The organism is Actinoplanes subtropicus (assembly GCF_000721705.1).
Taxonomy (GTDB): domain Bacteria; phylum Actinomycetota; class Actinomycetes; order Mycobacteriales; family Micromonosporaceae; genus Actinoplanes; species Actinoplanes subtropicus.
The window spans coordinates 44,411-57,686 of the sequence record NZ_JOJL01000054.1; the positions used below are offsets into that span (position 1 = coordinate 44,411).

At 73.6% G+C, this 13,276-nt stretch carries 13 protein-coding genes and 1 pseudogene; 9 read left to right on the forward strand and 5 right to left on the reverse strand.

Annotation, left to right across the window (positions count from 1 at the left end; translation table 11 throughout):
* Positions 1–8 precede the first annotated feature (8 nt).
* The 3 genes from IH26_RS0148175 to IH26_RS0148185 form a co-directional block, all read right to left on the reverse strand.
* Positions 9–818 carry an N-formylglutamate amidohydrolase gene (locus IH26_RS0148175; protein ID WP_030443044.1) on the reverse strand — a complete coding sequence of 270 codons (810 nt, stop codon included), beginning with the start codon at positions 816–818 and terminating at the stop codon, positions 9–11.
* Positions 815–1,822, reverse strand: coding sequence for a glutamine synthetase (gene glnII / locus IH26_RS0148180; RefSeq protein ID WP_030443045.1), 1,008 nt, complete (start codon positions 1,820–1,822; stop codon positions 815–817). Before glnII ends, IH26_RS0148175 begins: the two co-directional genes overlap by 4 nt.
* 163 nt (positions 1,823–1,985) lie before the next feature.
* The gene (locus IH26_RS0148185; RefSeq protein ID WP_051809875.1) at positions 1,986–2,537 is read right to left on the reverse strand and encodes an Rv1733c family protein; all 552 of its coding nucleotides are present in this window, start codon (positions 2,535–2,537) and stop codon (positions 1,986–1,988) included.
* Positions 2,538–2,644: 107 nt separating this feature from the next.
* Between IH26_RS0148185 and IH26_RS0148190 the strand changes: the two genes are divergently transcribed.
* The 3 genes and pseudogenes from IH26_RS0148190 to IH26_RS64830 form a co-directional block, all read left to right on the forward strand.
* Entirely contained in the window at positions 2,645–3,142 is a 498-nt protein-coding gene (locus IH26_RS0148190) for a hypothetical protein (protein ID WP_030443047.1), read from the forward strand.
* A 183-nt stretch (positions 3,143–3,325) separates the two neighbouring features.
* The gene (locus IH26_RS0148195) at positions 3,326–6,004 is read left to right on the forward strand and encodes a winged helix-turn-helix domain-containing protein (protein WP_063763894.1); all 2,679 of its coding nucleotides are present in this window, start codon (positions 3,326–3,328) and stop codon (positions 6,002–6,004) included.
* A 130-nt stretch (positions 6,005–6,134) separates the two neighbouring features.
* A pseudogene (locus IH26_RS64830) lies at positions 6,135–6,806 on the forward strand (YhjD/YihY/BrkB family envelope integrity protein); the annotation flags it as partial.
* A gap of 72 nt (positions 6,807–6,878) precedes the next feature.
* On the opposite strand, the gene IH26_RS64835 reads toward IH26_RS64830, so the two are convergent.
* Complete coding sequence (locus tag IH26_RS64835) at positions 6,879–7,385, reverse strand: DUF7144 family membrane protein (RefSeq protein ID WP_425394468.1); 507 nt, start codon at positions 7,383–7,385, stop codon at positions 6,879–6,881.
* Between IH26_RS64835 and IH26_RS0148205 the strand changes: the two genes are divergently transcribed.
* The 5 genes from IH26_RS0148205 (at position 7,384) to IH26_RS0148225 (ending at position 11,814) form a co-directional block, all read left to right on the forward strand.
* Positions 7,384–7,857, forward strand: a complete 474-nt coding sequence (locus IH26_RS0148205) for a DUF6069 family protein (RefSeq protein ID WP_034217759.1) — start codon at positions 7,384–7,386, stop codon at positions 7,855–7,857. The two genes, IH26_RS64835 and IH26_RS0148205, sit on opposite strands and share 2 nt — an antisense overlap.
* A gap of 7 nt (positions 7,858–7,864) precedes the next feature.
* A complete protein-coding gene (locus IH26_RS0148210) occupies positions 7,865–8,350 on the forward strand; it encodes a hypothetical protein (protein WP_030443051.1) in 486 nt (161 codons plus the stop codon).
* 54 nt (positions 8,351–8,404) lie between these two features.
* The gene (locus IH26_RS60700; RefSeq protein ID WP_030443052.1) at positions 8,405–8,836 is read left to right on the forward strand and encodes an RDD family protein; all 432 of its coding nucleotides are present in this window, start codon (positions 8,405–8,407) and stop codon (positions 8,834–8,836) included.
* A gap of 24 nt (positions 8,837–8,860) precedes the next feature.
* Positions 8,861–10,117 carry a hypothetical protein gene (locus tag IH26_RS0148220; protein ID WP_245666026.1) on the forward strand — a complete coding sequence of 419 codons (1,257 nt, stop codon included), beginning with the start codon at positions 8,861–8,863 and terminating at the stop codon, positions 10,115–10,117.
* Between the two features lie 77 nt (positions 10,118–10,194).
* Complete coding sequence (locus IH26_RS0148225; RefSeq protein ID WP_169789928.1) at positions 10,195–11,814, forward strand: protein kinase domain-containing protein; 1,620 nt, start codon at positions 10,195–10,197, stop codon at positions 11,812–11,814.
* A gap of 3 nt (positions 11,815–11,817) precedes the next feature.
* Here IH26_RS0148225 and IH26_RS0148230 read toward each other — a convergent pair whose 3' ends face one another.
* On the reverse strand, positions 11,818–12,648 hold the full coding sequence (locus tag IH26_RS0148230; protein WP_030443055.1) for a class II glutamine amidotransferase: 831 nt from the start codon (positions 12,646–12,648) through the stop codon (positions 11,818–11,820).
* A 24-nt stretch (positions 12,649–12,672) separates the two neighbouring features.
* Between IH26_RS0148230 and IH26_RS62430 the strand changes: the two genes are divergently transcribed.
* Positions 12,673–12,882, forward strand: coding sequence for a hypothetical protein (locus IH26_RS62430; RefSeq protein ID WP_211268900.1), 210 nt, complete (start codon positions 12,673–12,675; stop codon positions 12,880–12,882).
* Positions 12,883–13,276 lie beyond the last annotated feature (394 nt).

A 13,276-nucleotide genomic window follows, 5' to 3' on the forward strand; every position in this document is an offset into this window, starting at 1 on the left:
AGGACCGATCATCGAGATCGTGGACGAGGTCTTCCTGCCGCTGGTCCGGAAATCGCGGTGACCAGGCCGGTCAGGGCGGCGGCCAGGCGATCGAGGCCGGCGTGCGGCGGCCCGCCCGGCTCGGTCATGTAGCCGTCGCGGCGGATCTCGATCATCAGCGAGGAGACGCGCGGGTCGGTCCCGTAGTAGTCGAGCGGCACATAACAGCCCGCGAACGGGGTGTTCAGCTCGTTCGAGGGGAACGCCGCCTGCGCGGCGGCAAGAAGCCAGCCAGGAGTGTGGTCGCGGTCCGTGCCTAAACAGACCGGTGGGCGGGCGCCTTCGCGATGGAGTTCGTACGGGAGGCGAGCCGTCGAATACGAATGGACGTCCACGATGACGGCGTGCCCGGCGTCCGCCAGCCGGTCCGCGACCACCTCCGTGAACGCGGTCGCATAGGGAACGAAGTGCGTTCGGAGCAGGGCTTCGTCCCGTACGAAATCGGGTTCTCGAAGTTTGCGGCCCGCGTAGCCGGCGGTATAGACGGCGCCCATGCCCACCGCCCGCATCTCCTCCCGGTCGTCGGGGAAGCGCTCGGGGTCGACGACCAGCCGGGACCAGCGGTTCTCGAAGATCCAGGGACGGATCGCCGCCGCCTGTGCCGCGCGCCGGGCGAGCACGTCGGTGTGCGCGTCGGTGAGGTGATCGAGCTCCTCGGCCAGCGCCGCGTCGCCGGGCAGCAGGCCCGCCCGCGCCTCGGGCGTGATCGCCCGGGACGCGTGCGGGACGTGCAGGATCACCGGCGACGATGCGGCGCCGGGCGTGACCTCGAAGATCAAGCCAGGGCCGAGCAGCAGGTGTTGATGATCAGGCGGGTGGTGACGTACGGGTCGCAGTTGGCGTTCGGGCGGCGGTCCTCGATGTAGCCCTTGCCGTCCTTCTCCACCTGCCACGGAATGCGCACCGACGCGCCCCGGTCGGAGACGCCGTAGCTGTACTCGCTCCACGGCGCGGTCTCGTGCATGCCGGTGAGCCGGTGCTCGATGTCGGCGCCGTAGCCCGCGATGTGCTCGGCGACCTTGCCCTCCCCGCCCAGCGCCTCACAGGCCGTGATGATCGCCTTGTAGTCCTCGCGCATCGCGTTGGTGGAGAAGTTGGTGTGCGCGCCGGCACCGTTCCAGTCGCCCTTGACCGGCTTCGGGTCGAGCGTCGCCGCCACGCCGAAGTCCTCGGCGACACGGTAGAGCAGCCACCGGGCCACCCACAGCTCGTCGGCCACCTGCGGCGCGCCGACCGGGCCGATCTGGAACTCCCACTGGCCGGGCATGACCTCGGCGTTGATGCCGGACAGGTGCAGGCCGGCCTGCAGGCACAGGTCCATGTGCTTCTCGACGATCTCACGGCCGAAGACCTCGTCCGCGCCGACGCCGCAGTAGTAGCCGCCCTGCGGGGCCGGGAAGCCGCCGCCGATCGGGAAGCCCAGCGGGCGCCCGTCCCGGAAGAAGGTGTACTCCTGCTCGATGCCGAAGAGCGGCTCCTGGCCGGCGAATTGAGCCGCCACCGAAGCGCAGGCCGCCCGGGTGTTGGTCGGGTGCGGGGTGCCGTCGATCAGCAGCACCTCGCACATCACCAGCACGTTGCTGCCGCCGCGGATCGGGTCGGGACAGCTGAGGACCGGCTTGAGCACGCAGTCGGACTTGTCGCCGGGCGCCTGGTTGGTGCTGGAGCCGTCGAAGCCCCAGATGGGCAGGTCCGCGCCGTCCTCGACGATCTTCGTCTTGCTGCGCAGCTTCGCGGTCGGCCGGGTGCCGTCCACCCAGATGTACTCGGCCTTGAACGCCATGTGTCCTCCTGGCTAGCGGTGCTGGTCTGCCGGACGACGCTGGCGCGGCCCCAGGATCGTAGCGAGTCGCAGATCGGCCCCGGCAATCACTCTCCGTGTTTACACGCCGGAAACAAAAGGGCCGTCGCAGTTCGGTGGCGGCAGCGCGGCGGTGGCTTCCTGGCTACCGCCGATACCTCGACCAGCGCGGGCCCACCTCGAGCCACTCGGCCTGCCACGATCGCAGCCGCCGCCGGTCCAGCAGCCGGCGGCACAGCTGCCGGACGGCCGCCAGCGCGGTCCCGACCAGCAGCAGGGTGACGATCGCGACCCCGGCCGCGTGGGCGGCCGGGCTGTGCCGCGGCGGCGCGCCGGTGACCGCTCCGCGCTCGTCCACCCAGATCGCCACCCGGGCGCCGGCCACCGTGTTCAACGGCGCCGCCACCGCGCCGCCGCGCGCGGTGCCGTCCGGCGCCTTCCACCGGGCCTGCGCGGCGCCCTCCGGCGGGACCGGCTTGCTCGTCAGCAGCGCCCACACCTCGAACCGGTGGGCCCGGTCCCAGGCGGCGGCCCTCGCCTCGGCGCGGTACGCGTCGCGCGCGGTGGCGGTGGCCAGCGCCGGGCCGGCCAGCACCAGCACGATCAGCAGCACGGCGTTCAGCCAGGCCTCGGCCCGGTCCGACCCGCGGCGCAGCGGGCTGCGGTGCCAGCCCAGCCGCCGGAGCAACGGTCGCATGCGATCGAGAATCGCCGAGCCGGGCCGCGGGCACGTCACCCCGGCCGGATGAGGTGGTCCCGGCGGCCCGTACCGGAGGCTGACCGTGTCGAGGAAGGGAGCGCCCCATGACCACCTTCGCCCGCACCCAGGCGGCCCGGCTGCGCGACGTCGTGGTCGGCGCGGTCTACCAGGCCGGGGACGCCGGTGAACTGGTGATCGCGAGCGTGCGGTACACGGCCACCCGGCCATTCACCGGCGAGACCGCCGACGCCGTCCAGCGGCGGCTCGCCGGGATGGCGGCGCGCGGCGCGGCGGAACGGGAGAAGGCCCAGGGCCGGGCGGGGGCCGCCCTGAACGCGGCGATCACCGCGCTCGCCACCAACGCCGTGGTCGACCGGATGGTCGACGCCCAGCTGGACCGGGTGTTGCGGCCGCTGGTCCGGGACATCCTCGACGACGTGCTCGAGATGCTGGAGAAGGAGCCGGAGCGGCTCCAGTCGTTGGTCCGCGGCCAGCGCGACACCATGGTGGACGAGCTCGTCGGCCGGATCCGCAGCGGGGCCGCGGCCGGCGACGTCGCGGTCGACCGGGTCACCGCGCGGGTGCTGCGACGGGAGGCCTGACCCGTACCTGCGCATACGTGGGCGCACACAAAGAGAAACATGTCAACTCGGAAATGCCTGTTCACCTTCGCGTAGTGAGAGGGTCACTCAGCGCTTAGTCCGTTTCGGACGATGCGGGATCCGTGCCCCGCGGTCAACGATGATCCAGTCGTTGTGACCCGAAGTGCTGTGGAGGGAGCAGTGGTGACAGCTGAACTCGTCGTCCCGGCACCGATCTCCTCGCCGGGGGCCGCCCCGGCCACCAGCGGCGATCCGTTGCTGCAGTCCAAGTTCGCCGTGCCGGAACCGCCCAGCTTCCTGGTCGCCCGGCCCCGGCTCACCGAGCGCCTCGCCCGGGGTGTCCGCGAGCCCGTGACCCTGGTGGTCGGACCCGCCGGCGCCGGCAAGACCCAGCTCGTCGCCTCCTGGGCGGCCGCCGGGAAACCCGGGTATCCGATCGGCTGGATCACGCTGGAGGAGGAGGACGGCCAGACCGACGCGTTCTGGGCGTACATCCTGGAAGCTTTGCGCCGGGCCGGCGTGCACCTCCCGGACACCCTGCCGGCGCCGGCCGCTCCCCGCCCCGCCGACCGGTCCTTCCTGGTCCGGCTGGCCGCCGCGCTGGCCGAGCGGCCCGAGCCGGTCGTGCTCGTGCTCGACGGCGTGGCCAACCTGCCCGGCCAGAACTGGGCGACCGACCTGGAGTTCGTGCTCCGGCACGCCGGGCGGATGCTGCGGCTCGTGCTGGTCAGCCGCTGGGACCCGCCGCTGCCGCTGCACCGCTACCGGCTGGCCGGCCGGCTCGAGGAGGTACGCAGCAACGACCTCGCGTTCACCGCCGACGAGACCGCCGAGCTGCTCGACCTGCACGAGGTGCCGCTGAGCAAGGGCGCCCTGGCCCAGTTGCTGCAGCACACCGAGGGCTGGGCCGCCGGGCTGCGGCTGTTCGCGATGGCCCTCGAGGACGCCGGCGACGCCGAGAGCCTGGTCGCCACGATCACCGGCAACGAGGCGACCATCGCCGAGTACTTCGTCGACGAGGTGCTGCGGATCCAGCCCAGCCACGTCCGGCGGTTCCTGCTGGAGACCAGCATCCTCGACATCTTCACCCCGGACCTGGCCGAGGCCGTGACCGGGCGCGGCGACGCGCGCCGGCTGCTGGCCGGGCTCTGCCGGCAGAACGCGTTCGTGCAGCCGGCCGGCGACGGGCTGGGCGCGTACCGGTGCCACCGGCTCTTCGCCGAGCTGCTCCTGGCGCAGCTGAGCCGGGAGGGCAGCGAGCGGATCCCGGAGCTGCACCGGCGGGCCGCCGCCTGGTTCGCGGCGGCCGGCCAGCTCACCGAGGCGATCGCGCACGCGGTCGCGGCCGGCGACTGGACGCTGGCCGCCTCGATCGTGATCGAGGACCACGCGATCGGCCGGCTGCTGCTCGACGGGCGGGACGGCCGGCTCGCCGAGCAGCTCCACGGGATGCCCGGCGACCTGGACAGCCCCGAGGCGGCGGTGGTCGCGGCCGCCCTGGCGCTCTCCGTCCGCGACGTGGCGGGCAGCGCGGCCCAGCTGGAACGGGCCGAGGAGCTGATGATGGGCCGCCCGGACGGCTACCGCCCGGCGCTGGCCCTCGCCCATGTGGTCACCGACGTGCTGCTCGCCCGGCTGCGGGACGACATGGACGGCGTGCTGCACGCGGTCGCCGCGGCCGAGCAGATTCTTGCCGAGGCGCCACCCGAGCGGCTCGAGCGGCACGGCGAGATCCGGGTCCTGATGCTCGCCACCCGGGGCGACGTGCAGAGCCGGCTCGGCGCGGTGGACGCGGCCGCGGTCACCCTCACCGAGGTCGTCACCGCCGCCGCGGGCGCCTGCGAGGGGGTGCAGATCGGCGCGCTGGCCCACCTCGCGCTGATCGAGGCGCACCGCGGCCGGCTGCGGCACGCCGAGAAGCTCGCCGACCAGGCGACCGAGCTGGCCGGGCGGGCGGGCGGCATCTCCCGGCCGGTCGGCGCCCAGCTGGCGCTGGCCTGGGTGGCGATGGAGCGGTACGACATCGACACCGCCGGGCGGCACCTGCGGGCGGCCGACCCGCGCCGGATCCGGCCGGTGGACGGCATGGTGCACGCCGCGTTCGCGCTGATCCGCTCCCGTCGCCTGCAGGCCCGCGGCGAGCTGCGCGGCGCGCTCACCGCGCTCGGCGACGCCGGGCACGTGCCCGGCGGCCTGGCCGCGCCGTGCTGGCTCAGCCGCCAGGTGACCCTCACCCGGGCCCGGCTGCTGGTCACGATGAGCCGGCCGGACCAGGCCCTGGAGACCCTCGGCAAGCTCGACGAGCCGGAGGCCGACGACGCCACCGTGGTGCGCGCCGCGGCGCTGACCGTGGCCGGCCGGGCCGAGCAGGCGTGGCAGCTGGTCGAGCCGGTGGCCGGGGCGGCCGGGGTGCCCGGACCGGTCAGCCTCGAGGCCTGGCTGGTGCTGGCCACCGCGGCGGCCCGCCGGGGCGAGGCGGACGAGGCACGCGGTGCGCTGCGCCAGGCGCTGCGCGCCGCCGCCCCGGAGTCCCAGCGCCGGGCGGTCCAGCAGGTCTGGGCCGACCTGCGCCGGGTGCTGCGGGACGACGACGAGCTGGCCGCCCAGTACCGCCAGTTGCAGGGCGCCGCGCACGCCTCGCCGGCCGCCGACTCCGGCGTCGTGGTCTTCGAAGCGCTCAGCAAGCGCGAGATGGAGGTGCTCGAGGGCATGGCGGCGATGCTGCCCACCGAGGAGATCGCCGCGACCCTCTACGTCTCGGTCAACACGGTCAAGACGCACGTCCGCAGCATCCTGCGCAAGCTGTCCGCCTCCCGGCGCAACGAGGCCGTGCGGCGGGCGCGCTCGCTCGGCCTGCTCTGAGAAACCGCCGGCCGTGGACCCGGAGCACGGGCTGGCCGCCCTTCCCGGGTGGCTGCGCCCGCGCGCCGCGCTCGTGCTGGCCTCGTGGTTCGGCACGCTGCTGCTGCGCTGCCTCACCGGCTTCCTGCGGGTGCAGATCTTCGACCGGTCGATGGGACTGGCCGCGCAGGCGTTCACCTCGATCTTCCCGCTGCTGATCACCTTCGCCGCCGTGCTCGGCACCGAGCACGCGGCCGAGATCGCCGACGCGCTGGACCTGCCCGAGTCGTCCCGGCGGCTGCTCACCGACGCGCTCGACGAGCGCGGGTTCGGCACGGTCGGCGTGCTCAGCGTCCTGATCGTGCTGGTCTCGGCGACCGGGCTGGCGCGGGCCATGGTGCGCGCGTACGCGACCGTGTGGGGCGTCGGGAAGGTACGCTCCGGGCCGGCCGCCGCGCTGCGCTGGCTCCTGGTGGTCGTCCTGCTGAGCGGCTTCGTGATCGCCGGCCGGGCGATCGGCACGCTCGCCGGCGACTCGCCGCTGCCGTGGCTCACCGACACCACCACGCTGTTCGTGGCGGACGTGGCGATCACCCTGCTGGTGCCCTGGCTGCTGCTCGGGCGGGCGGTGCCGGCCCGCCGCCTGTTGCCGGGCGCGCTCGCCTCCGGGCTGATCATGCTGGCGGTCCGGCCGGCCGGGCATGTCTACCTGCCCCGGGCCCTGCGCTCCAGCAACGCGCACCACGGGACGATCGGGCTGGCCTTCACGTACATCGGCTGGCTCTATGTCATTTCGTTCTGCCTGCTCGCGGCGACCGTGCTCGGGCAGGTGCTGGCCGCGGAGCCCGGCCCACTCGGGCGGGTGATCCGCGGCGAGGCCGGGCTGCGGACCCTGTCAGTGGCGGTACGCCCGGGTCAGCTCACCGCCGTGCGCCACCGTCGCGTAGAGGACGATCGCGCACAGGCCGATGGCGACCACCGACCAGAGCGGATGGACCGAGACGTACGCGAAATTGATCACGAAGGCCACGCAGGACAGGACGATCGCGGCGGCCCGGGCCCAGACCTGCCCGAGCATCAGGCCGGCGCCGGCCAGCATCAGGACCACGCCGAGGACGATGTGGACCCAGCCGAGCGTGGTCAGATCGACATCGAGCAGCAGATCGGACCGGCTGCCCTCGAGAGCCGCCGGCCGGATCAGGGCGAGCGACCCGACGGTCAGGTGCGCTCCGCCGAGAAGCACCAGCATTAGCCCGCCGAAGAGGATCCAGGCGATCCAGCCGGTCGGCTCGTCGTTGCGATGTCCAGCCACGCGGCCAGTGTCGCCGCCGCCCCCGCCGGTACGCGTCATCTGCGCCGGATGAGGTACGCCCGGGGGCTCCGTCGCGATACTCGGGGCCATGTCCAACGTCTATCGACCGCCGACACCCCCGCAACCCGTGCTCAACGCCGGCCGTCTGTGGGCCGGCGGCGCCGCCACCGCGCTGGTGGCCGCGCTGATCGCCGTGATCGGCATCCTGTTCGGCCGCGGTGTCCTGGACGTCGAGGTGCTCGCCCGCAAGGCCGACGGCGTCTGGGGCGACGCGTCGACCGGCTGGTACGCGGCCGGCGCCGCGGCCGCCGCCCTGCTCGCCACCGCCCTGGTCCAGTTGCTGATCCTCACCACGCCCCGGCCGCTGCGCTTCTTCGGCTGGGTGATCGCGCTGGCCACCGTGCTCGCCATGCTGATGCCGTTCGTCACCGACGAGAGCCGCGGGTCCCGCTGGTACACCGCGGGGCTCAACCTCGTGCTCGGCGTGGCGATCGGCACACTGGTCGCCGGCGTGGCGAAGAGCTCGCTGCGGCCGGCCCCGGCCCCGATCCCGTACCGCTGAGGCCGAGATGACCCGGCTGCGGATCCGCCTGACGCACAACAGCGCGGAGGGTACCGCGGCCGGCATCTACGGCCTCATCGTGAGCTCCTCGGTGCTGGTCACCGCGCACGCCGAGAAGGCGTACAAGCTGGACATCATCGTGGTGGCCACGCTGATCATCTACTGGCTGGCCGAGCGGTACGCGCGGATCGTCGCCGAGCGCATCCACGAGGGCCACCGGCCGCCCTGGCACACCGTCCGCGACCAGCTCACCAGCGGCTGGGAGATCATGAGCGCGTCGGTGCTCCCGCTGCTGGCGCTGCTGCTGGCCCGGGGCGCCGGCGCCGGGCTGAACCTCGCCGTCCTGGTCGCGCTGATCACCAGCACCCTGCTGCTGTGCCTGGCCGGCTGGCGGATGGGCGCCCGGCTGACCCCGGCCGAGCGGCTGGTGTCCACGCTGGTCGCGGGCATGTTCGGGATCGGCATGATCCTGCTGAAGATCCTGCTGCACTGACCGTCACCCGTCCGGGATGAAGCACCGCGGCCCCGGCGGCGCGACGATCGGGACATGAGCGCGACCACGGCCGGTTTCGCCGGGGCCGTCTCCCGGACCATCGCGTACGTGGTGGACGCGCTGACCGTGTCGATCACGTCGGCCGGGACCGCGACCGGGATGAGCCTGATCGCCTCGGTCGTCGGCAACGACGCGCGCGACCTGGCCCGCGCGCTCACCGCGGCGTACCTGGTCGCCCTGCCGGCCGTGTTCGCGCTGTACTGCACGGTCTTCTGGGGACTGACCGGGCGCACCCCCGGGATGGCCCTGGCCGGGGTGCGGGTGGTCACCCCGTCCCGGGGCCGGGTGCGCTGGATCGCGGCCCTGGCGCGCGGCATCCTGCTGGCGTATTTTCCGATCGGGTCACTGTGGATGCTCGCCGACCGTCGCCACCGGGCGATCCACGACCTCGTCGCCCGTACCCTCGTCATCCGGGAGGGCCCGTGATACGCCGGATTCTGGTACTTCACCTTGGCCAGCGAGCAGGGCCTGACCGGCCGGGTGCTGCGGATGCGGGACGACGCGTTCGCCCGGCTCGGCCGGCGCGCGCCCGGGTTCACCGTCACCCAGGTCACCGACTTCACGCCGGCGCAGGACGCCCGGATCGCCCGGCAGGTGCGCGGCACGGTCGCGGTGCCCAGCTATCTCACCGGGGACGGCGGCCCCGGCACCCGGCTTCCCGACGGGCCGCCCTCGGGGACGCTGGCCGCCGACTTCGTCTGCAATCTTCCGCGCTCGGCGAGCGCCACCGCGCCCGCCCACCTCTCCCTCTACGGCCACGGGCTGCTCGGGTCGCCCACCGAGATCGACGCGGGCAACGTCAAGGACATGGCCCAGGCGTACGACTTCCTGTTCTGCGCCACCAGCTGGATCGGGCTGGCCGCCGCCGACGTCCCGTACGTCGCCTCGGTCTGGAGCGACCTGAGCCGGTTCCCGTCGGTGCCCGACCGGCTGCAGCAGAGCTTCCTGAACTTCCTGTTCCTGGGCCGGGCGATGATCGCGCCGGGCGGCTTCGCGGCGAACCCGGCGTTCCGCGACGCCGCCGGGCGCAGCCTGCTCGACCGGGCCGGCGGCCTGCACTACGACGGCAACAGCCAGGGCGGGATCAACGGCGGCGCGCTCACCGCGATCGCCCAGGACTGGACCCGCTCGGTGCTCGGCGTGCCGGCGATGAACTACAGCACGCTGCTGCAGCGCAGCGTCGACTTCGCGCCGTTCCAGCAGCTGCTGGACCGGTCCTATCCGGACGCCCGAGATCAGCAGGTCATCTTCGCGCTGCTGCAGATGCTCTGGGACCGCGGCGAGGCGGACGGGTACGCCCAGCACCTGACCGGTAACCCGCTGCCGGGCACGCCGGCCCACCAGGTGCTGATGCACGTCGCGTTCGGTGACCACCAGGTCTCCCCCGCGGCCGCTCAGGTGGAGGCCCGCACGATCGGCGCCCGCATCCACGAGCCGGCCCTCGCCCCGGGCTGGTCCGACGAGGTGGTGCCGTACTGGGGCATCCCCCCGATCGGTCACTATCCGTACCGTGGCTCGGCCTTCGTGGTGTGGAACAGCGGGCTTGCGTACGCGCCGCCGCCCACCAACCTGGCGCCGGCCGGGCCGCAGTACGGCTCCGACCCGCACGAGTTCCCGCGGGCCCAGCCGGGGGCGCAACGGCAGAAGGCGACCTTCCTGCTCACCGGCAAGGCGAGCGACGTGTGCCCGGCCGGGCCGTGCCCCTGATTCAGGATTGAGTAGTATCGTTCGGGCGCGATGGTGACCGACGGTGAGCAGAGCGGCGTTTCGGGGGTCCGGCATCCATGAGGGGGCAGTTGCGGCCGACCGACCCGCGCCGGCTCGGGCGCTACCGGCTCGAGGCTCGCCTGGGCCAGGGCGGCATGGGCACGGTCTACCTCGGGCGGGGGCGCGACGGCCGGCCGGTGGCCATCAAGGTCATCAAACCCGAGCTGGTGCACGACGAGGAGTTCCGCGGCCGGTTCCGCAGCGAGGTCAACCGGGCCCGCCAGGTGCCGCCGTTCAGCACCGCCGAGGTCCTCGACGCCGACGCCGACCACGAGACCCCGTACCTGGTCACCGAGTACGTCGACGGCCCCAGCCTGGCCGAGGTGATCGCCGACCAGGGGCCGCTGACCGGGGGCAGCCTCTACAGTGTCGCCGTCGGGGTGGCGACCGCGCTTGCCGCGATCCACGGCGCCGGCGTCATCCACCGTGACCTCAAGCCCCGTAACGTGCTGTTCGCCCTGGGCACGCCCAAAGTGATCGACTTCGGCATCGCGCGGGCGTTCGAGGCCACCAGCCAGCACACCGCGACCGATCAGATGGTCGGGACGGTCGGCTACATGGCGCCCGAGCGGTTCGACACGGTGACCGACCGGGCGCTCGGGCCGGCCGCCGACGTGTTCGCCTGGGGCGTCGTCGTCGCGTACGCCGCGACCGGCCGCACCCCGTTCGACGCCGACTCGCCGGTGGCGACCGCCGCCCGCATCCTGACCCAGCCGCCCAACCTGGCCGGCCTGCCCGGGCCGCTGCGCGATCTGGTCGCGGCCGCCCTCGACAAGAACCCCGACCGGCGGCCCACCGCGACCGAACTGCTCGACCACCTGGTCGCCGCGGGCGTGCCGCACGCGGCCGCCCTGCCGGCGGTCGGGCTGACCCGCCCGCGCGCCGAACCGACCGGCACCGCGCGACGGCGGCGCTGGCGGCGTACGGCTCCGGTGCTGACCGCCGCCACGGTGGTCGCCATCGCGGCCGCCGTCTTCGCCTTCTCGCCGGTGCGTGCCATGCTGCGTTCCGCGTCGGCGGATCCGCAGGCGAGCGACCCGGCGGTGGCCGCCCTTCCGCCGTCCGGTGCCCCGGCGTCGCCGAGCGCCGGCCCCACGCCCAGCCCGGTCACGTCCCGGACGCCCAGGCAGGCCGCGAGACCGGCCGCGGAAGCCGGCGGCGCGACGGTCACGGCATCGCCCGCGACCCGGGTGCGGCTGTGCACGAACGCCGACATCACGGTCGCGATCTCGGCCCAGAACGACGTGATCACGGTCGGCACCCAGCGGGGACTGGTCAACGTGGTCAACAAGTCGGGTACGTCCTGCCGGGTCGACGGCCGCGTCTCCATCCGCCTCTACAACGCGGCCGACGAGCAGGTGGACGTGCCGGCCAAGGCGGTCGACCAGCCCGGACCGGCCGTCGACATCACCCTCCGGCCGGGCGGCGGCGCCTTCGAGGGCATCAAGTGGCAGGCCTGCGACCGGAACGACAGCAACTGCCCGACCGGCAACACGATCCGGGCCGGCCTGTCGTCGGCCGGCGGGGTCGTCGCCGACCTGGACGGCTTCCCCGCGGCGGCGGACAGCCGGATCACCATGAGCTCCGTCCAGCTCGGCACCCTGCAGCCGAGCCGGATCGGCGTCGTCGCCTGGTAGGCGTCAGCGCGGGGTGAACGCGCCCAGTTCGTCGGCGCCCTTCTGAATCACCCCGTAGCTGGACTCGGGCACCGGTTGCCAGGCGCCGGAGAGCTCGCCCAGCGGCTCCGAGACGACCAGCCGGGTCTCCTCGGACAGGCCCTCGATCGCCGCGAAGTCGGGGTGCAGGGAGCGCAGCGCGTCGATGTCCGTGCTGTAGAACAGCGTCCGGCTCTTGCCCACACTGGAGTAGCGGAAGGCCCAGACCCGGTCGCCGTCGGTGGTGCCGACCGTCATCTGCAGCGGGTCCGCGACGCCGTGGGCGCGGGCGACCTGCTCGACGAAGCCGGCCATCCGCTCGACCGCCCGCACCGGGTCGTCCCGCAGGCCGAAGGTGAGCGCCAGGTAGAACATCACCTCGGAGTCGGTCGAGCCGGCGATGCTCGGGAACAGCTCGGGGTCGACCGCGAGCATCAGCTCCCGCCGCAGCGTGCGGAACTCGTGGATCGCGCCGTTGTGGCACCACAGCCACCGCCCGTACCGGAACGGATGGCAGTTGGTCTGTTGCACCGGGGTGCCGGTGCTGGCCCGGATGTGCGCGAGGAACAGGCCGGAGCGGGTGACCCGGGCCAGCTCGCGCAGGTTGACGTCGCCCCAGGCCGGCCCGACACCCCGGAACAGGGCGGGCACGGGCAGCTCCTCGGGGCCGTACCAGCCGACCCCGACGCCGTCGCCGTTGGTGGTCTCGACGCCCATCCGGGAATGCAGGCTCTGGTCGATCAGCGAGTAGTGCGGCTTGTAAAGAAGCTCGTCGAGCAGGATCGGTGTTCCGGAGTAGGCCAGCCAGCGGCACATCGCGGACCCCCTTTCCCGCCCAGGGTGACCCGGATCGCGGCCGGCGGCAATCACCCCGCGCGGATGAGCCCCGCCTACTACGTGCTCGTCGCCGGGGACGGTGCGGTGCTCGGCCGGTTCAACCTGTACGACATCGGGGAGAACGGCGCGGATCTCGGCTATCGGGTCGCCCAGCATGTGGCCGGCCACGGGATGCGACCTCGACCGTCCGCGAGCTGCGCCGGCCGGCGGTGACCCGGCACGGGCTGCGCACGCTGCGGGCGGCCGGCGCACACCGGAACGCCGGGTCCCGCAGGGTGCTGACCAACACGGGTTTCGGCCCGGTCGGCCCGGTCGGCCCGGTCGGCCCGGTCGGCCCGGTCGGCCCGGTCGGCCCGGTCGGCCCGGTCGGGGTTCGCCGGCGACCCCGGCACCTGGTTCCGGCTCGACCTCGCCCCGGAGATCACGCTTGGGGTGAAGAGCGTCGGCCGCCGGTGACGGGAGATCGCCGGCGGCCGACGCGAGCAGGCACAACGCCCACCCCTTGGTGCCCTAATGAGTGCTAGGAGTTGGTCGTTCGGGCAGACTCCTGGGTTGGTAGCCGCTGGCCGGTGAGCACTTCGTGCCCCTGGACGTTGAGTCCTGAGCA